This is a genomic window from Microbacterium sp. bgisy203, from assembly GCF_965345155.1.
Taxonomy (GTDB): Bacteria; Actinomycetota; Actinomycetes; order Actinomycetales; family Microbacteriaceae; genus Microbacterium.
Genome location: NZ_CBDRLZ010000001.1, coordinates 51,998 through 69,431 on the forward strand (window position 1 = coordinate 51,998; position 17,434 = coordinate 69,431).

17 protein-coding genes and 4 tRNA genes are annotated in these 17,434 nt (G+C 69.7%); 6 read left to right on the forward strand and 15 right to left on the reverse strand.

Translation table 11 applies throughout. From position 1 onward, the window contains the following. Nucleotides 1-27 precede the first annotated feature (27 nt). Nucleotides 28-621, reverse strand: a complete 594-nt coding sequence (pdxT, locus tag ACRVYW_RS00250; protein WP_431800597.1) for a pyridoxal 5'-phosphate synthase glutaminase subunit PdxT — start codon at nucleotides 619-621, stop codon at nucleotides 28-30. Between the two features lie 136 nt (nucleotides 622-757). After that, on the reverse strand, nucleotides 758-1,648 hold the full coding sequence (pdxS, locus tag ACRVYW_RS00255) for a pyridoxal 5'-phosphate synthase lyase subunit PdxS (RefSeq protein ID WP_431800599.1): 891 nt from the start codon (nucleotides 1,646-1,648) through the stop codon (nucleotides 758-760). Between the two features lie 117 nt (nucleotides 1,649-1,765). Here pdxS and ACRVYW_RS00260 point away from each other — a divergent pair, with 117 nt between their 5' ends. Further along, on the forward strand, nucleotides 1,766-3,142 hold the full coding sequence (locus tag ACRVYW_RS00260; RefSeq protein ID WP_431800600.1) for an aminotransferase class I/II-fold pyridoxal phosphate-dependent enzyme: 1,377 nt from the start codon (nucleotides 1,766-1,768) through the stop codon (nucleotides 3,140-3,142). A 5-nt stretch (nucleotides 3,143-3,147) separates the two neighbouring features. Continuing rightward, the gene (pdxY, locus tag ACRVYW_RS00265; RefSeq protein ID WP_431800602.1) at nucleotides 3,148-4,014 is read left to right on the forward strand and encodes a pyridoxal kinase PdxY; all 867 of its coding nucleotides are present in this window, start codon (nucleotides 3,148-3,150) and stop codon (nucleotides 4,012-4,014) included. A 1-nt stretch (nucleotide 4,015) separates the two neighbouring features. Here pdxY and ACRVYW_RS00270 read toward each other — a convergent pair whose 3' ends face one another. The 9 genes from ACRVYW_RS00270 to ACRVYW_RS00310 all read right to left on the reverse strand — a co-directional run bounded on the left by ACRVYW_RS00270 (nucleotide 4,016) and on the right by ACRVYW_RS00310 (nucleotide 9,524). Next, nucleotides 4,016-4,615: a hypothetical protein gene (locus tag ACRVYW_RS00270; RefSeq protein ID WP_431800604.1), complete on the reverse strand. Its 600-nt coding sequence runs from the start codon at nucleotides 4,613-4,615 to the stop codon at nucleotides 4,016-4,018. A 60-nt stretch (nucleotides 4,616-4,675) separates the two neighbouring features. Then, nucleotides 4,676-5,233 (reverse strand): HIT family protein, encoded by a 558-nt coding sequence (locus ACRVYW_RS00275; protein ID WP_431800606.1) that lies wholly within the window; start codon nucleotides 5,231-5,233, stop codon nucleotides 4,676-4,678. Then, entirely contained in the window at nucleotides 5,230-7,248 is a 2,019-nt protein-coding gene (thrS, locus tag ACRVYW_RS00280) for a threonine--tRNA ligase (protein WP_431800608.1), read from the reverse strand. The genes ACRVYW_RS00275 and thrS overlap by 4 nt, the downstream gene beginning before the upstream one ends. Before the next feature lie 225 nt (nucleotides 7,249-7,473). Continuing rightward, complete coding sequence (locus ACRVYW_RS00285) at nucleotides 7,474-7,899, reverse strand: hypothetical protein (protein ID WP_431800610.1); 426 nt, start codon at nucleotides 7,897-7,899, stop codon at nucleotides 7,474-7,476. 176 nt (nucleotides 7,900-8,075) lie between these two features. After that, nucleotides 8,076-8,594, reverse strand: coding sequence for a glycine cleavage system protein R (locus tag ACRVYW_RS00290; protein ID WP_431800612.1), 519 nt, complete (start codon nucleotides 8,592-8,594; stop codon nucleotides 8,076-8,078). Nucleotides 8,595-8,629: 35 nt separating this feature from the next. Then, a complete protein-coding gene (locus ACRVYW_RS00295) occupies nucleotides 8,630-8,863 on the reverse strand; it encodes a hypothetical protein (RefSeq protein ID WP_431800614.1) in 234 nt (77 codons plus the stop codon). A gap of 317 nt (nucleotides 8,864-9,180) precedes the next feature. Continuing rightward, nucleotides 9,181-9,252 (reverse strand) — tRNA-Val (locus ACRVYW_RS00300). 28 nt (nucleotides 9,253-9,280) lie between these two features. After that, nucleotides 9,281-9,351: transfer RNA gene (locus tag ACRVYW_RS00305), tRNA-Cys, on the reverse strand. 100 nt (nucleotides 9,352-9,451) lie between these two features. Continuing rightward, nucleotides 9,452-9,524: transfer RNA gene (locus ACRVYW_RS00310), tRNA-Gly, on the reverse strand. 172 nt (nucleotides 9,525-9,696) lie between these two features. Between ACRVYW_RS00310 and ACRVYW_RS00315 the strand changes: the two genes are divergently transcribed. After that, a tRNA-Val gene (locus tag ACRVYW_RS00315) sits at nucleotides 9,697-9,772 on the forward strand. 148 nt (nucleotides 9,773-9,920) lie between these two features. Here ACRVYW_RS00315 and ACRVYW_RS00320 read toward each other — a convergent pair. From ACRVYW_RS00320 to ACRVYW_RS00335, 4 genes are all read right to left on the reverse strand, one after another. Next, nucleotides 9,921-10,523, reverse strand: a complete 603-nt coding sequence (locus tag ACRVYW_RS00320) for a type II toxin-antitoxin system PemK/MazF family toxin (protein WP_431800616.1) — start codon at nucleotides 10,521-10,523, stop codon at nucleotides 9,921-9,923. Between the two features lie 99 nt (nucleotides 10,524-10,622). Next, the gene (locus tag ACRVYW_RS00325) at nucleotides 10,623-11,849 is read right to left on the reverse strand and encodes an ammonium transporter (protein ID WP_431801697.1); all 1,227 of its coding nucleotides are present in this window, start codon (nucleotides 11,847-11,849) and stop codon (nucleotides 10,623-10,625) included. A 194-nt stretch (nucleotides 11,850-12,043) separates the two neighbouring features. Beyond that, on the reverse strand, nucleotides 12,044-13,006 hold the full coding sequence (gene zapE, locus ACRVYW_RS00330; RefSeq protein ID WP_431801698.1) for a cell division protein ZapE: 963 nt from the start codon (nucleotides 13,004-13,006) through the stop codon (nucleotides 12,044-12,046). Between the two features lie 58 nt (nucleotides 13,007-13,064). Further along, the gene (locus tag ACRVYW_RS00335) at nucleotides 13,065-14,312 is read right to left on the reverse strand and encodes an alpha/beta hydrolase family protein (protein ID WP_431800617.1); all 1,248 of its coding nucleotides are present in this window, start codon (nucleotides 14,310-14,312) and stop codon (nucleotides 13,065-13,067) included. Nucleotides 14,313-14,373: 61 nt separating this feature from the next. Between ACRVYW_RS00335 and ACRVYW_RS00340 the strand changes: the two genes are divergently transcribed. From ACRVYW_RS00340 to ACRVYW_RS00350, 3 genes are all read left to right on the forward strand, one after another. Further along, nucleotides 14,374-14,964, forward strand: coding sequence for a DUF3000 domain-containing protein (locus tag ACRVYW_RS00340; RefSeq protein WP_431801700.1), 591 nt, complete (start codon nucleotides 14,374-14,376; stop codon nucleotides 14,962-14,964). Continuing rightward, nucleotides 14,957-16,153, forward strand: a complete 1,197-nt coding sequence (locus tag ACRVYW_RS00345) for a ribonuclease D (RefSeq protein ID WP_431800619.1) — start codon at nucleotides 14,957-14,959, stop codon at nucleotides 16,151-16,153. The genes ACRVYW_RS00340 and ACRVYW_RS00345 overlap by 8 nt, the downstream gene beginning before the upstream one ends. 74 nt (nucleotides 16,154-16,227) lie before the next feature. Continuing rightward, nucleotides 16,228-17,430: a thiolase family protein gene (locus tag ACRVYW_RS00350; protein WP_431800621.1), complete on the forward strand. Its 1,203-nt coding sequence runs from the start codon at nucleotides 16,228-16,230 to the stop codon at nucleotides 17,428-17,430. Nucleotides 17,431-17,434: the final 4 nt, after the last annotated feature.

Consider the following 17,434-nt stretch of genomic DNA (forward strand, 5'->3'; position numbering starts at 1 on the left):
GACGGACGTCCATGCGAGACGTCGCGCTCACGCGGCGCGCACGAGGTCCAGGAACAGTTCGTGGAAGCGCGTCTCGCCCGAGACCTCGGGGTGGAACGCCGTCGCGAGCAGCGGCCCCTGCCGGACGGCGACGATGCCGCCGCCGAGGTCGCCGGGTAGCGTCGCGAGCACCTCGGCATCCGATCCGGCCGCCGTGACGAGCGGGGCACGGATGAAGGCGGCGTGGAGGGGCGCGTCGAACCCGGCCACGGTGAGGTCGGTCTCGAATGACTCGACCTGCCCCCCGAACGCGTTCCGCCGCACCGTGACGTCGAGACCGCCGAAGCTCTCCTGACCGGTGATCGGGTTCTCGATGCGGTCGGCGAGGAGGATCATCCCGGCGCACGTGCCGTAGACGGGGAGGCCGCCCGCGATCGCCTCCCGGATCGGCCCCTGCATGCCGAACGAACGGGCAAGTTTGTCGATGACGCTCGACTCACCCCCCGGGAGGACCAGCCCGTCGACCGATCCGAGCTCGTCGGGGCGCCGGACGAGCATCACCTCGGCGCCGAGCGCCGTGAGCACGCGGGCGTGCTCTCGGACGTCGCCCTGCAGGGCGAGCACGCCGACCCGCGGCGTCATCGCCGGCCACCGAAGCGGTTGAGTCGTACGGAGCGAGACGGCCGTGACGTCTCAGAGGTCACAGCAAGTATCACCCGTCCCACGCTCCATACGACAGGGACACCCACACCGCCACCACGGACCGCGGACGTGCGCATCACCAGCCGCGCTCGGCGAGGCGGTGCGGTGCGGGGAGGTCGGTGACATTGATGCCGACCATCGCCTCGCCGAGACCGCGCGAGACCTCGGCGATGACCTTCGGGTCGTCGAAGAAGGTCGTCGCCTTGACGATCGCCGCGGCGCGCGCCGCCGGGTCGCCGCTTTTAAAGATGCCCGACCCGACGAACACGCCGTCGGCTCCGAGCTGCATCATCATCGCGGCGTCCGCCGGGGTCGCGACGCCGCCCGCGACGAACATGACGACCGGGAGCGTGGCGGTCTCGGCGACCTCGACGACGAGGTCGTAGGGCGCCTGCAGCTCCTTCGCCGCGACGTAGAGCTCGTCCTTCGACAGTGATGAGAGAGCGGCGACCTCGCTGCGGATCTTCCGGATGTGCTTCATCGCCTCGGAGACGTCGCCTGTCCCCGCCTCGCCCTTGGAACGGATCATCGCCGCGCCCTCGGTGATGCGGCGAAGCGCCTCGCCGAGGTTCGTCGCACCGCACACGAACGGCACGGTGAAGCCCCACTTGTCGATGTGGTTCACATAGTCGGCGGGCGAGAGCACCTCGGACTCGTCGATGTAGTCGACGCCGAGCTCCTGCAGCACCTGGGCCTCGACGAAGTGGCCGATGCGGGCCTTCGCCATGACCGGGATCGAGACCGCCTCGATGATCCCGTCGATCATGTCGGGGTCGCTCATCCGCGACACCCCGCCCTGGGCGCGGATGTCGGCCGGCACGCGCTCGAGCGCCATGACGGCGACGGCGCCGGCGTCCTCCGCGATGCGGGCCTGCTCGGGGGTGACGACGTCCATGATGACGCCGCCCTTCAGCATGTCGGCGAGACCGCGCTTGACACGCGAAGATCCGGTGGTGGCGGTGGACATCGGGCATGCTCCTCGGAGAGATGAGAGTGTCGTCGCCGACACGATTGTTTGACCTAGGCCAAAACGTAGCATGGCCTGTCACATAGACTGCACGCAGGACGCGAGAGGAGACGGAGTGTGACGACGACGACGTCTGCGCACGGCGTGCCCGTGCACCGCGCGATCTCCGGCGCTTCGGCCACGGACATCGCCGACAGCGTCCGCGAGCGCGTCGAGCGCGGCGTGTTCGCGCCCGGAGATGCGCTGCCGCCGGTGCGCGCCCTCGCCGACGAACTCGGCGTGAACCGGAACACCGTCGTCGCCGCGTACCGCCTCCTCACCCAGGCCGGTCTCGTCGAAGCGCGCGGGCGCGCCGGCACCCGCGTCGCCGCGCAGACCCCCATCGCGCAGGAGGGGTTCGCGGCCGGCACGGTTCTGCGCGACCTCGGCACCGGGAACCCCGACCCCACCCGCATCCCCGACCCGACTGCCGCCCTCGGGCGCATCGTCGGGCGTCCTGTCCTTTACGGCGAGCCGGTCATCGACCCCGACCTCGACGCGTGGGCCACCGACTGGATGCGCGCGGCGGTCGGCCCGGAGCGCGGTTTCCGCCTCACGATCACCTCGGGCGCGTCCGACGCGATCGAGCGGCTCCTCGCCCAGACCCTCACGCGCGACGACGCCGTCGCCCTCGAGGACCCGTGCTTTCTCGCGAGCCTCAACACGGTCCGCCTCGGCGGCTATCGCCCCGTCCCCGTGCCGATGGATGCCGAGGGGATGACCGTGGACGGGCTCCGCGCGGCGCTGGATGCCGGGGCCCGCGCCGTCGTCGCGACTCCCCGCGCCCAAAATCCGACCGGAGCGAGCCTCTCCGCCGCCCGCGCCGCGGAGCTGCGCGCGGTGCTGGCCGATCACCCCTATGTCCTCGTGATCGAGGACGACCACTTCTCGCTCCTGTCCGCCCGCCCCTACCAGTCGCTCATTCCGGAAGGGCATCAGCGGTGGGCACTCATCCGGTCGGTGTCGAAGTTCCTCGGTCCCGACATGGGGCTCGCGATTACGGCATCCGACCCGGACACCGCCGAGCGACTGGCCCGCCGGCTGAACCCGGGCTCGACCTGGGTCAGCCATCTGCTCCAGCGACTCGGCCACGCGCTCCTCACCGAGCCGAAGGCGATCGCGGCGGTCGAAGAGGCGTCGGCGCACTATGCCGCGCGCAACGCCTTCGCCGCCGAGAAGCTGACCGCGGCGGGCGTCGCCGTCTCCCCCGGCGACGGTCTCAGTCTCTGGGTGCCGCTGCCGGCGCCGGCGCGGGATGTGTCGGAGCAGCTCATGCGTCGCGGCTGGTTGGCCCGCCCTGGTGACGCGTTCGCGCTCGAAGACGATGCCGCCGCGCGGCACCTGCGCCTCACCGTCCACGACCTGTCCGACGCCGACCTCGAGCGTCTGGCATCCGACCTCGCCGCGGCGATCGCGGCGACCGGCTCCCCGCCACCGCCCCCGAAAGCAGGATGACACCCATGCGTATCCTCTCCATCCAGTCAGCCGTCGCGTACGGCCACGTCGGCAACTCTGCGGCGGTCTTCCCGCTGCAGCGCATCGGCGTCGAGGTCATGCCGGTCTACACGGTGAACTTCTCCAACCACACCGGTTACGGTGCCTGGCGTGGCCCGCTGATCTCGCCCGACGACGTCCGCGACGTGATCACCGGCGTCGAAGAGCGGGGCGCCTTCGCGAGCACCGACGTCGTCCTCAGCGGCTATCAGGGCAGCGAGGGCATCGGGGACGTGATCCTCGACGCCGTCGCGCGCGTGAAGGCCGCGAATCCGGATGCCGTGTACTCCTGCGACCCCGTGATGGGCAACGCCAAGAGCGGCTGCTTCGTCGCGCCCGCGATCCCCATCCTCCTCCGCGAGAAGGTCGTGCCCGCCGCCGACATCATCACGCCCAACCAGTTCGAGCTGGGCTTTCTCACCGAGACCGAGCCCTCCGACCTCGACTCGACCCTCGCGTCGGTCGACGCGGCGCGGGCGATGGGCCCCTCGACGGTGCTGGTGACGAGCGTCGAGCGCCCCGAGCGACCGGTGCTCGAAGACGGGCGGGACACGATCGAGATGCTCGCCGTCGACGACGCGGGGGCGTGGATCGTGCGGACCCCGCACATTCCGATGAAGGCGAACGGCTCAGGCGACGTCACCGCGGCCCTCTTCACGGCCCACTACCGCGCCTCCGGCAATGCGGCTGACGCACTCGCGAAGACCGTCTCGAGCGTGTACGACCTCCTGCAGACGACCTACGATTCCGGGCAGCGCGAACTCCAGCTCGTCGAGGCGCAGGAGTTCTACGCCCATCCGCGGCTGCAGTTCGCGGTCTCGCAGGTGCGCTGACTCAGCGGTACGTCTCGTCGTAGGCGGCCTGCCACTGCGGAGCGTCAGCGGGACACATGTAGCCCATGCCGTAGACCATGATGCTCGCGAGATTCGCTTCGCCGGCTGTCCGCTTCTCGCCCTCGAGGCCCGAGAGCACCGCCGCGAACAGGGGCGAGCTGCCGACATGCGCCTGGAAGTCCGCCGTGTCGATCTCGTGACCGTTGAGGATCGCCGTCTCGCACCCGTCCGCGGCGGCGGCGAGGTAGATCGACTCGGCTTCCGCGCTCCACTCGATGCCGTTCGACTCCATGTACGCGCGCTGGTTCGCGATGAACTCCTTCTGCTCGGGCGTCGTCGCCGTCAGGAGTGAGCCGTCGAGTGGCAGCTGCTGCGCGGCCATGAACGCGTCACGCTCGGCGAACCGGTCGGCCATGTCGCCGGTGTCCCCGTCTGCGCCGGCGTCGGGGCTGGGCGTCTCGACCGGCAGCGTCTTCTCCGGCTCCGAGACCGTGGGCGTCGGCGAGGCGGACGGCTCGCGGGTGGAGATGAGCGAGCAGCCGGCGACGCCGAGGGTCAGGGCGAGCACTGCGGACGCCGCGAGGGCGCGGTGAATGGCCATGGGGGGATTCCTCTCGTTCCCCCGACCGTATCGGTGATCCCGGTCGCTGTGTGGGCGCGGTCAGATCCGCCAGGCGGATGCCACGGCCTCGCGCACCTCGCCCAGTAGCTGGGGCAGGGCCTTCGTGCGCGCGATGATCGGGAAAAAGTTGGCGTCGCTCCCCCACCGCGGCACGACGTGCTGGTGGAGGTGTTCGTCGACCCCGGCGCCGGCGACGGCGCCCTGGTTCATGCCGATGTTGAACCCCTGGCAGTTCGACACCTCACGCAGGACGCGCATCGCGGTCTGCGTGATCGCGGCGATCTCCGCGACCTCCTCGACCGTTGCCTGATCGTAGGTCGCGATGTGGCGGTACGGGCAGACGAGCAGATGACCGGAGTTGTACGGGAAGAGGTTCAGCAGCGCATACGACGTCGTGCCGCGGTAGACGATGAGGCCGTCGGCATCCGACTTCTGCGGTGCCGCGCAGAAGGGGCATCCCTCGCCGCGGTTCACGTCGGCACCTGCGTTGATGTAGACCATGCGGTGCGGGGTCCACAGCCGCTGGAAGCCGTCCGGGACGCCGGCGAACGCGCTGGCCTCTTCGAGCCGCGCGTCGACGTCGTCCGGGGAGCTCACGCGAGATCCTCCGCGGTGTTCACGAGGGCCTTGCCCGCGATGGCCGCGACGATCTTGCCGATCGCCTCGTCGACCGGGATGCCGCCCAGCTGCGTGCCGTCGCGGAACCGGAACGACACCGTGCCTGCGGAGCGATCCTGCTCCCCCGCGATCAGCTGCAGGGGCACCTTCTGCGTCGTGTGGGTGCGGATCTTCTTCGGCATCCGGTCGTCGGAGTGGTCGACCTCGGCGCGGACGCCGTGGGCGCGCAGGCGTTCGACGATCGCGTCGAGGTACGGGGCGAACTCCTCCGCCACGGGGACGCCCACGACCTGCACCGGCGCGAGCCACACCGGGAACGCCCCGGCGTAATGCTCGAGGAGGATCGCGAAGAACCGCTCGACCGACCCGAACAGCGCGCGGTGGATCATGACCGGGCGGTGCTTCTCGCCGTCGGGGCCGGTGTACTCGAGCTCGAAGCGCTCGGGCTGGTTGAAGTCGAGCTGGATCGTCGACATCTGCCAGGTGCGTCCGATGGCGTCGCGTGCCTGGACCGAGATCTTGGGGCCGTAGAAGGCGGCTCCGCCCGGGTCGGGCACGAGCTCGAGCCCCGAGCCCTCCGCGACCTCGCGGAGCGTCTCCGTCGCATCGGTCCACAGCTCGTCGGGGCCGAGGAACTTGGGGTTCCCCTCCTCCTTCGTCGACAGCTCGAGGTAGAAGTCGTTCAGCCCGTAGTCACGGAGGGTCTGCAGCACGAAGTCGAGCGAGTGGGTGAGCTCGCGCTTGACCTGGTCGGGCGTGACGTAGATATGGGTGTCGTCCTGGGTCATCCCGCGGACACGGGTGAGGCCCGAGAGGGTGCCGCTCTTCTCGTACCGGTAGACCGAGCCGAATTCGCTCAGTCGCAGCGGCAGCTCGCGGTACGACCGACCGCGCGAGCGGAAGATCAGGTTGTGGAACGGGCAGTTCATGGGCTTCAGGTAATACTCCTGGCCCTCCCGCGACACGTGCCCATCGGCATCCACGATCTCATCCAGCACCATCGGGGGGTACATGCCCTCGGCGTACCACTGCAGGTGACCGGAGGTCATGAACAGGTCACCCTTGGTGATGTGCGGGGTGTTCACGACCTGGTAGCCGCTCGCGAGCAGGCGCTCGCGCATGTAGCGCTCGATCTCGTAGCGGATGATGCCGCCCTTGGGGTGGAAGACGCTGAGGCCCGGTCCGATCTCGTCGGGGAACGAGAACAGGTCGAGCTCCTTGCCGAGCTTGCGGTGGTCGCGCTTGGCGGCTTCTTCGAGGCGGTGCTGGTAGGCGCGCAGCTCGTCCTTCGTGGGCCACGCGGTGCCGTAGATGCGCTGTAGCTGGGGGTTCTTCTCACTGCCGCGCCAGTACGCTCCGGCGACGCGGGTGAGGTCCCAGCCGTTTCCGACGAGCCGGGTCGAGGGCACGTGCGGGCCGCGGCACAGGTCGCGCCAGGCGGTGTCGCCGTCGCGGGTGACGTTGTCGTAGATCGTCAGCTCGCCCGCGCCGACCTCGACCGATGCTCCTTCGGCGGCGTCCGCACCCGATCCGGGGCCGCCGGCGAGATCGATGAGCTCGAGCTTGAACGGCTCATCGGCCATCTCGGCGCGCGCCTCGTCCTCGGTCACGACGCGGCGAACGAAGCGCTGGCCCTCGCGGACGATGCGCTCCATCTCCTTCTTGATCGCCTTGAGGTCTTCGGGGGTGAAGGGCTCGTCGACACCGAAGTCGTAGTAGAAGCCGTCGGTGATCGGCGGGCCGATCCCGAGGTTCGCCTGCGGCTTGACGCGCTGAACCGCCTGCGCCAGCACGTGCGCCGTCGAATGGCGGAGGATCGAGAGGCCGTCGGCACTCTCGACGGTCACCGGCTCAACGGCATCGCCGGTCGTCACGACGGTGGCGAGGTCTTTCAGCTCGCCGTTGACGCGGAGGGCGATCACGGAGCGGTCGGGGAACAGGGCGAAACCGTCGGCGGGAAGGTCAACGTCCGCCGGGGTGATGACGTCGGTCAAGGGAATCTCTCCAGAGAGGTGGCTCGGAATCAAGGCTACTCAGCTTCGAGCGCGTCCCGCGCCCCGCCCGCTCAGGCGTGCAGCGTTCGCGTCGGACGGCACACGCCGACCATCGCGGGGTGGCTCAGCCGGTCCGGTTCCATACAGCCATGCTACTGCCCGCTCGCGCGGCACGAAGAAGGGGGCGCCGCCCACGCGGCGCCCCCTTCTTCTCTTCGCTGTCGCTCAGGCGGTGCAGAGCTCGTCGAGCTTCTTGCCCGAATCCTGCACGGCCGTGGCGGCATCCGTCATCTTCTCGGTGCGGTCGGCGAGGGCGGCCGTGTCGCCGTCGTCGATGCCCTCGAACGTCTCGCCGAACTCGCCGATCTTGTCGGAGAGGTCCTCGACCGCCGCCTTGACCTCGTCGTTGCTGAGCTTGTCGGCCGTCTCGTCCAGACGGTCCTCGAGCGCGCCGATCGACTCCGCGACCTTCGAGAAGCTGCCCGACGCGGCGTCGGACTGCACGCTGCTGAGCTGCGTCTGCACGTCGCTGAGCTCCGACTGCGCCGTGCTGCACGCCTCGGCGACCGACTGGCCGCCCGAGCAGCCGGTGAGAGCGGCGACGGTGAAACCGGCGGCGAGGAGGAGTCCGGCGGTGGTCTTGATGCGCATGGTGTTCCGTTCGTCGTGCGCCGAGGCGCGGTCGATGTCCCTATGGTTCGGCTTTGAGGCTAGCGGCATCACCGGCCGGTCGCACCTTCGCATGCGGGGGGCATGGACCATGCGATGTGGCGCTGGCATCACCTCCGGAAGCCGGTGGATCCGTCGGTCGGGACAGACCCAGCGGTTCAGAGCGCGACGTCGAGGTCGACCTGGATCTCCCCCGCGAGCTCCTCGAGCGCGCGCGTGATCTCGCCGGCATCCGCGTGGGCGGGAACGCGCACCTCGACGCTCGCTTCGAACAGGGTGCCGCCCGCCATCGGCGCGTCGAGCGTGCGGCTGCGGAACGTGTCGATCGAGAGGGCATGTGCGGCGATGGCCGCCGTCACATCGCGGACGATGCCCGGACGGTCGTTTCCCAGGACGGTGAACGCGAGAGTCCGGGATGCCTCGGGCTGCGGAGCGGTCGGTGCGCTCCCCGAGTGGATCGTGACGGTGAGGATGCCGTCGAGGCTCTCGAGCGCGGCGGTGAGCTCCGCGACGCGCGCGTCGGCGATATCCACCGCGACGATGCCGGCGAACGCTCCGGCGAGCTCTGCGAGCTCGCTCTGCCCCCAGTTGCCGCCCGCTTCGGAGACCGTTCGGGCGAGCGCGTTGACGAGACCGGCACGGTCGTCGCCGACGACCGTGAGGACGAGGTGGGCCATGCCGTGAGCCTAACCCTCCCTGCCCCTCCCCCGCCTCAGTGGGTGGGCAGGAACATGATCTGGGTGAGGCCGATCATCGCCCACACGAGAAAGACGCAGAACACCACGAGGTAGATGCCCGTCACCGCCAGGGCGACGATGGCCGGCCAGCGGGGTTGCGCGCGCCGCACCAACGCGATGATGCCGAAGGCCACAGACAGAACGAGACCCGCTATGCCCAGGATGCCGAAGGATCCGACGCCGAAGCCCATAAGGGACAGGAAGACCACCAGCGGCGCGAGGAATGCGAGACCGAACGCCCACCACCCCCAGGCTGCGGCGCGCGCGCCGGTCGGCCGGGAGGGAGCCGGCGAAAACCCGGCGTATGGCGAGGCGGGTGGGAACGCCGAGGGGTGCGGGTACGCGGGACGCTGCGGTACGGCGTGGGGGTACGCGGCAGCGTGAGGCGCAGGATATGGGTACGCGGGCGGTTGAGAGGCAGGCGGTTGAGAGGCAGGGGGTTGAGACACCCTCGATACCTATCACAGCGGCGACCGCCGTGCGGTGAAACAACGAAAGCCCCCGGGACTCCGGGGGCTTTGATATGTGCGCGATACTGGGATCGAACCAGTGACCTCTTCCGTGTCAGGGAAGCGCGCTACCGCTGCGCCAATCGCGCCTGTACAGGCGTATTCAGTTGTGACGTGAGGTGGCGACGGGATTCGAACCCGTGTAAACGGCTTTGCAGGCCGGTGCCTAGCCGCTCGGCCACGCCACCGTGTGTTCAACCACCGTGTGGTGTTTAACCACCGTGTGATTAAACCGTGTGGTTTGACCCCACGTGCCGTGATCATTCCGAAGAACGACCGCTGCACTCGAGCGGATGACGAGACTCGAACTCGCGACCCTCACCTTGGCAAGGTGATGCGCTACCAACTGCGCTACATCCGCGTGCTCCCTGGTTGTCGTCTCCGACTCCCTCAGGCGCTTGATCGACTTTAGCCGACGATCGGCCCAGCGCAAAACCGATGCGCGCCCGCGCGTGTCACGTGCGCGATTCGGCGGGTGGGGTCGGCATCCGGTAGCATCGAGTCTCGGCGCGCAGAATCTTCTCCGCGCTCACGGGCGATTGGCGCAGTTGGTAGCGCGCTTCCTTCACACGGAAGAGGTCATCAGTTCGAGTCTGGTATCGCCCACCACGAAACCCTCGCTTCGCCGGGGGTTTTCTCGTACCCCCGGGGCGACACGATCTGCAAGGGGTCGCCGACGACACGCCGCCGTGATGGCATCCGTCACGGCGTGTCCGTCCTGATCCCTTGCAGTTCGGCACCGGCGCGTCGCGCGGAGTCAGGAACCGACTGCCCAGCCGTAACGCTGCTGCAATGCGGCGGCGACGCGGGTGAAGCGATCCAGATCGAGCGCGGATGCCTCGCGGCGCATGCCGTCGCGATGCACGGTGTACACCTGCTCGATGTCGACCCATGAGGGACGACCCTGCGAGTCCCACGGGCCGGAGCCGATGGCCAGGAAGTCGCGGTCGCCCTCGTGCGCCTTGCTCGTCAGACGTACCGCGTAGACGCGGTCGGCGTTCTGGCGCGCGATGACGAGCACGGGCCGGTCCTTGCCGCGGCCGTCGTTCTCGGCGTACGGCACCCACGTCCAGACGACCTCCCCCGCGTCCGGGTCGCCGTCGCGGTCGGGCGCGTACGTGATCGTGAGGCCGCGCGCATCCGGCGGGTCGATCTCTTTCGTGGCGGTGACTCCGCTCCGTCCGCGGTGCGCCTCGGCATCCACGCCGTCCGCGCCCCAGGAAGGGGCTCCGGAGGACAGGCGGGACGACCTGCCTGTGGCCGTGCGAGACGGTGGCTCCGATGTCTGCGCGGGCCGCGTGAACGCCTTCAGCAGGCTCTGGAGCAGACCGACACCGAACCCGTCGCGACGTGCGTGCATGCGCGTCAGCCTAACAACGCCGCCCGAGGTGCGACCCAGGCGGCGCGACGAGGGGCGCCGAGCCGAAGCCCGGCGCCCCTCGGGGAACGCGATGTGCGGTCAGTCGACCAGCGCGTAGCCCTCCTCGCCGTGCACGACGGTGTCGATGCCGGCGATCTCGTCCTCGTTCTTGACGCGGAACCCGATCGTCTTCTCGATGAGGAGGCCGAGGAGGTAGGCCACGACGAAGGAGTAGATCAGCACGCCGAAGGCGGCGATCGCCTGTACGAGCAGCTGCGCCCCGTTGCCTCCGGTGAACAGACCGGTGCCGTTGGCGAAGAAGCCGAGGTAGAGCGTGCCGATGAGACCACCGACGAGGTGGACGCCCACGACGTCGAGCGAGTCGTCGTAGCCGAGCTTCCACTTGAGCTCGATCGCCAGGGCGCAGACCGCACCGGTGATGACGCCGAGCAGCAGCGCCCAGCCCGGCGCGAGGGCGGCGCACGACGGGGTGATCGCGACGAGACCCGCGACGGCGCCGGAGGCGGCGCCGACGGCGGTGGGCTTGCCGTCCTTGATCTTCTCGACGACGATCCAGCCGATGATCGCCGCGGCCGTCGCGCCCAGCGTGTTGATCACGATGAGGCCCACGGACGAGCCCTCCGTGCCGAGCAGCGAGAACGTGCCCTCGGCGCCCGCGTTGAAGCCGAACCATCCGAACCACAGGATCGCGGCACCGAGCATCACGAGAGGAACGTTGTGGGGCTTGTGGATGCCCTTCTGGAAGCCGACGCGCTTGCCGAGCACGAGCGCGAGCGCGAGCGCGGCTGCACCGGCGTTGATGTGCACCGCGGTACCACCGGCATAGTCGATCACGCTGACGTCGAGGCCCATGTTCGCGCCGAGGTTGTACACCCAGCCGCCGCCCCAGACCCACGCGGCGACCGGGAAGTAGACGACCGTCGCCCAGATGCCGGCGAAGATCATCCACGAGCCGAACTTCGCGCGGTCGGCGATCGCTCCGGAGATGAGCGCGACGGTGATAATGGCGAAGGTCGCACCGTACGCGGAGACGACCAGCCCGTCACTGCCGGTGTTCGCCAGGCCGAAGTCGCTGAAGGGGTTTCCGGCGAGGAACTGGTTCTCGCCGTCTGCGATGGCGGTCATGTTGGAGCCGTACAGGATCCAGAGCACGCCGACCAGGCCCATCGCGCCGAAGCTCATCATCATCATGCTGACGACGCTCTTGGCCTTGACGAGGCCGCCGTAGAAGAACGCCACACCCGGCGTCATAAAAAGCACGAGGGCTGTCGCGGCGACAGACCACGCGAGGTTTCCGCTGTCCATGAAGGTCCTCACTCGGGGTTGTGTAACTCAAAGCCCCTCCCCTGCAGCGTTTCGGGTCGCAGCGGTCCGGGCGAGACCCAGTGTGGCGACGTGCGGTTTCCTCCGCCGTGCGCAGCGTGTTTCGCGTCGGTTACATGCCCCCGCGCGATGTGAACATCACGTTTCGCGCTCCTGCGTGTCGCGGGCGGATCCGCTCAGGAATGCGTGAGCGCGTTCAGTCGCGAGATGGCGCGCAGGTACTTCTTGCGGTATCCGCCGGCGAGCATCTCAGGCGCGAAGACCTCGTTGAGGCCGAGCCCGGTCGCGCGCACGGGGATCTGCGCGTCGTAGGCGCGGTCGACGAAGGCGACGAAGCGCAGCGCCGCCGATTGGTCCTGCAGCTCCGCGACATCCCGCAGCCCGATCGTGTCGAGCCCCTCGATGAGTCGGATGTAGCGCGACGGGTGCACGGAGGCGAGGTGGCGGATGAGTCCGTCGAACGCGTCGTCGGATGCCGTGCCGGAGGCGTCGGCATCCGTCAGCGCCTGCGTGTACGCCGCGTCATCCAGGACGACGGCGTGCCCGTCGATCGCGCGCTGGCGGTAGTCGGTCCCGTCGATGCGGATGGTCTCGAAGCTCGCGGACATCGCGTGGATCTCGCGAAGGAAGTCCTGTGCCGCGAAGCGACCCTCGCCGAGCGCGTTCGGCGGCGTGTTCGAGGTCGCAGCGAGGCGTGTACCGGTGGGGACGAGCTCGCCCAGAAGGCGCGTCATCACCATCGTGTCGCCGGGGTCGTCGAGCTCGAACTCGTCGATGCACAGGAGGTCGGCGCCGCGGAACAGCTCGACGGTCTTCTGATAGCCGAGCGCGCCGACGAGGGCGGTGTACTCGATGAACGAGCCGAAGTACTTCCGGCGCGCGGGCATCGCATGGTAGATCGAGGCCAGCAGGTGGGTCTTGCCGACGCCGAACCCGCCGTCGAGGTAGACGCCCGGCTTCATCTCGGGCGCGCGCTTGGCCCGGCGGAAGAGTCCCCCGCGCTCGGCCGGAGCCCCCCCACGGCTGAACGCCGTGAGAAGGTCTTTCGCCTCCTGCTGAGACGGGTAGGCCGGGTCGGCGCGGTAGGTCTCGAAGCTCGCGCCGTCGAACTGGGGTGGCGGCACGAGCGCCGCGACCATCTCGTCGCCGGATACCTGAGGGTTGCGCTCGGTCAGATGGACGATCGTCACTGGATGCTCACAGGGCGCTCTTTTCGGCGGGGAGGAGGTCGTGTCGGCGGAGCCAGTCGTCGATCGCGTCGGTCCAGCGCTGCTGGTCGTAGTTCCACAGCTTGGTGTGGCGTGCGGTCGTGAACGTCTGGAGTTCGACGAGGTCGGGTCGGGCCTCGGCCAGGGCATGGGACGCGGTCGACGGGACGAAGCCGTCGTCATCGCTGTGCAGGATGAGGATCGGATGCCGCAGCTCGCCCGACCGCGCGACGAGATCGAGCCGATCGAACGGGATGCCCTCATCGGCGCGCGTCGCGGGCGTCGCCCAGTCGGCGGACAGGGTGCCGATCGCGAGGTCGGTGACGGGGGCGGGCAGGCGGAGCGCCCGGCCCTGGTACTCGAGGACCGTGCGCCAGTCGACGACGGGGGAATCGAGCACGAGCCCCGCGATCATCTCGCGGTGCGCGGAGCGGAGCGCGAGCTGCAACGCGATGGCGCCCCCCATCGACCACCCCATGAGGACGATGCGACGTGCGCCCCGGTGCCGCGCCCAGGAGATGGCGGCGTCGACGTCACGCCACTCCGTCGCGCCGAGGGCGTAACTGCCGGTGCGGGTGTGCGGCGCGTCGCCGTCGTTGCGGTACGAGACGACGAGCGACGTCAGACCCAGCGCGTGGAAGACGGGCACCGCGCGGAGGCACTCGGAGCGGGTGGTGCCGCGGCCGTGGATCTGGATGACCCACGTGTCGGCCGTGCCCTCGGGGCCGCTGCCGGCGGGGAACAGCCACGCGGGGCAAGGGCCGATCGGCGCGGCCACGTGCACCTCTGTGTACGGCAGGTGCAGTTCGTCGGGGGTGCGGTAGTACCACCCGCTGAAGGCGGCGTCGGGGGTGAGCTGCGTCTCGCCGTCGACCTCCGTCAGGAGCTTGCGGGTGACGCTCGCGGCATCGCTCGAGAGCACCGACCCGATCTTCAGATAGTCGGCGGCGCCGGTCGTGAACAGCCCGTATCGACCAGGCAGCTGCGTGTCGGGGGTGCGCGAGAGGGTCACCGTCTGTGCGGCGACGTCGACCCCCAGGATGCGCGTGTCGACGGCGCGCGCGGCGGGCATGACGACCCGACGGGCGACGCGCACCGTGACGACGGCGAGAGCTGCGGAGACGACGGTGAGTGCGGAGGCCAGGGCCAGCGCGGTGCCCCGCAGAGCGGCCGCGGACGCGGAAGGCGCCGAGCCGGATCGTGAGGCGCCGAAGGCGGCGCGCCTGGATGCCTTCATCGTCTGTGCATTCTAGTCTGACGGCGTGGATGAACCCCGTCCCCTGGCCGGCTCTGCGGCGATGACCGGCGTCGTGGATTCCGTGCGCGCGCTCACCTTCCGCCCCGACTTCTCGGTGCGCGAGATCCCCGCACCCGCCTCCCTCGCGCCCGAGGCGTACGCGATCGCCGGTGATGTGCGCCCCGAGAGCGACGGCGCCGATTCCGAGTACGGCACCGGGCGCCTCATCGTGCTCCACGACCCCTCCGAGCCGGACGCGTGGGGTGGTCCGTGGCGCATCGTCTGCTTCGCGCAGGCTCCCCTCGAGCCGGAGATCGGCACCGATCCGCTCCTCGCCGACGTAGCCTGGTCGTGGCTCGTCGACGCGCTGGAGGCCCGAGGGGCGGCGTTCCATTCGGCATCCGGCACAGCGACGAAGACCCTCTCGAAGGGATTCGGGGGTCTCGCCGGCGAAGGCGACGGCGCACAGATCGAACTGCGCGCATCGTGGTCGCCTGCGGGAGGCAGTGGTGGAGACGGGGACATCGCCGCACAGGTCGACATCGCCGCACAGGTGGACGCGTGGGCAGAATTGGTGTGCATGCTGGCGGGTCTTCCGCCGGAATCGGAAGGGATCGCGGTGTTCAGAGGTCGCAGGTCGACGCGTGGCTGAGTACGACGTCATCGCCGATGCGGGCGGGCTGGATGCCGCGGCGCGCACGCTCGCGGCGGGAACGGGTCCCGTGGCCGTCGACGTCGAGCGCGCCTCGGGGTTCCGCTACTCGCAGCGCGCGTACCTGGTCCAGGTGTTCCGCCGCGGGGCGGGCGTGTTCCTCTTCGACCCGCCGGCGATCGGCGACATGACGGCGCTTCAGCGCGCGATCGGCGAGGAGGAGTGGATCCTCCATGCCGCGAGCCAGGACCTGCCTTCGCTGCACGAACTGGGCCTCACCCCGCCGTCGATCTTCGACACCGAGCTCGCGGCGCGCCTCTTGGGCCACGAGCGCGTGGGACTCGGAGCCGTCGTCGAGGACACCCTCGGCATCACGCTGGCCAAGGCGCATTCGGCGGCCGACTGGTCGACCCGCCCGCTCCCCCAGCCGTGGCTCGAATACGCCGCGCTCGACGTGCTGCACCTGGTCGATGTCTACGACGCCCTGGTCGCCGAGCTCGCCGAGCAGGACAAGACCGACCTCGCTGCGCAGGAGTTCGAGGCTGTTCGCACCCGCCCCGAGAAGCCGCCGCGCGAAGAGCCGTGGCGCCGGCTCAGCGGTCTCCACACCGTGCGCGGGAGGCGTGCGCTCGCGATCGCCCGCGCGCTGTGGCAGGCCCGCGAGGACTACGCCCGCGAGCAGGACACGGCCCCGGGTCGCCTCGTGCCCGACCGCTCCCTCGTCGCCGCGGTGCTCGCGAACCCCGCGAGCAAGCAGGAACTGTCGCGGGTGAAGGACTTCACCGGGCGCGCGAGCCGCACCCAGCTCGACCGCTGGTGGGCCGCGATCGAGACAGGCCGGACCGACCCCGCGCTTCCTGTCGAGCGGGTCCCCGGCGACGGCATGCCGCCCGTCCGGGCGTGGGCCGACCGCAACCCGCCCGCCGACCTTCGCCTCAAAGCGGCACGCCCGCTCATCGAGCAGCTCGCGCGCGATCTGAACATGCCCACGGAGAACCTCCTCACGCCCGACACGCTGCGCCGGGTGGCGTGGGAGGCACCCGACGAGATCGACAGTGACTCGGTGGGCGCCGCCCTCGCCGCGCGCGGCGCGCGCCCCTGGCAGGTCGCCCTCACCGCTCCCGTGATCGCGCAGGCGTTTGTCGAATCCGTGCAGGCTTCCGAGGACGCTCCCGCCGACGCCTCGTAGAATCGGACCAAGCGGCTTCGCGAGACTGAGTGTCACGTTAGGCTGTACTCAATCTCATTTACCTTGGAGGCAGTGTGGCCGAGATTTCGGACGTCTACTTCGTCGATGGCATGCGGACCCCGTTCGGTCGCGCCGGCGAAAAGGGCATGTATTGGAACACCCGCGCCGATGACCTCGCGGTCAAGGCGACCATCGGACTCATGGAGCGGAACGCGGACGTGCCCGCCGACCGGATCGACGACGTCGCGATCGCCGCGACCAGCCAGACCGGCGAGCAGGGCCTCACCCTGGGGCGTTCGGTCGCGATCCTCGCGGGTCTCCCGCAGACGGTTCCCGGCTTCGCGATCGACCGCATGTGCGCGGGCGCGATGACGAGCGTCGCCATGATGGGCGGCGCGATCGGATCGGGCATGTACGATCTCGCCCTCGCCGGCGGCGTCGAGCACATGGGTCACTACCCGATAGGTGGCAACGCCGACCCGAACCCGCGCTTCGTCTCGGAGCGCATGGTCGACCCGGGTGCGCTGAACATGGGCGTCACGGCCGAGCGCATCTTCGACCGCTTCCCGCAGCTGACCAAGGAGCGCTCCGACCGCTTCGGCATGCTGAGCCAGCACAAGGCGCAGGCCGCGTACGAGGCCGGCAAGTTCCAGCCCGACCTCGTGTCGGTCGCCGTGAAGGATGCCGAGGGCAGCTGGGGCCTGGCCACCGAGGACGAGGGCCGCCGCCCGCAGACCACGATGGAAGACCTCGCCGCGCTGAAGACCCCCTTCCGCCCGCACGGCCGCGTCACCGCCGGCACCTCCTCGCCCCTCACCGACGGCGCGACGATGTCGCTGCTCGCCGGAAAGCACGCCGTGAAGGAGCTCGGTCTCACGCCGAAGATGCGGATGGTCTCGTTCGCGTTCGCCGGCGTCCAGCCCGAGATCATGGGCATCGGCCCGATCCCCTCGACCGAGAAGGCGCTGAAGAAGGCCGGCCTGAAGATCGAGGACATCGGCCTGTTCGAGCTGAACGAGGCGTTCGCCGTGCAGGTGCTCTCGCTCCTCGACCACTTCGGCATCGCCGACGACGACCCCCGCGTCAACCAGTGGGGCGGCGCGATCGCGCTCGGACACCCGCTCGCGGCATCCGGTGTGCGTCTGATGATCCAGCTCGCGGCGCAGTTCGCCGAGCGTCCCGACGTCCGCTACGGCCTCACCGCCATGTGCGTGGGCCTCGGCCAGGGCGGGTCGGTCATCTGGGAGAACCCGCACTACAACGGAAAGAAGCGCTGATCGC

Excerpts from the sequence above, each read along its gene's own strand:
- pdxY (WP_431800602.1), top strand. The coding sequence starts at position 3,148 with ATGCGTATCCTCTCCATCCAGTCAGCCGTCGCGTACGGCCACGTCGGC.
- ACRVYW_RS00320 (WP_431800616.1), bottom strand. The coding sequence starts at position 10,523 with ATGCACGCACGTCGCGACGGGTTCGGTGTCGGTCTGCTCCAGAGCCTG.
- ACRVYW_RS00325 (WP_431801697.1), bottom strand. The coding sequence starts at position 11,849 with ATGGACAGCGGAAACCTCGCGTGGTCTGTCGCCGCGACAGCCCTCGTG.
- ACRVYW_RS00340 (WP_431801700.1), top strand. The coding sequence starts at position 14,374 with ATGACCGGCGTCGTGGATTCCGTGCGCGCGCTCACCTTCCGCCCCGAC.
- zapE (WP_431801698.1), bottom strand. The coding sequence starts at position 13,006 with ATGGTCGCGGCGCTCGTGCCGCCACCCCAGTTCGACGGCGCGAGCTTC.
- ACRVYW_RS00285 (WP_431800610.1), bottom strand. The coding sequence starts at position 7,899 with ATGCGCATCAAGACCACCGCCGGACTCCTCCTCGCCGCCGGTTTCACC.
- ACRVYW_RS00290 (WP_431800612.1), bottom strand. The coding sequence starts at position 8,594 with ATGGCCCACCTCGTCCTCACGGTCGTCGGCGACGACCGTGCCGGTCTC.
- ACRVYW_RS00270 (WP_431800604.1), bottom strand. The coding sequence starts at position 4,615 with ATGGCCATTCACCGCGCCCTCGCGGCGTCCGCAGTGCTCGCCCTGACC.
- ACRVYW_RS00335 (WP_431800617.1), bottom strand. The coding sequence starts at position 14,312 with ATGAAGGCATCCAGGCGCGCCGCCTTCGGCGCCTCACGATCCGGCTCG.
- pdxT (WP_431800597.1), bottom strand. The coding sequence starts at position 621 with ATGACGCCGCGGGTCGGCGTGCTCGCCCTGCAGGGCGACGTCCGAGAG.
- pdxS (WP_431800599.1), bottom strand. The coding sequence starts at position 1,648 with ATGTCCACCGCCACCACCGGATCTTCGCGTGTCAAGCGCGGTCTCGCC.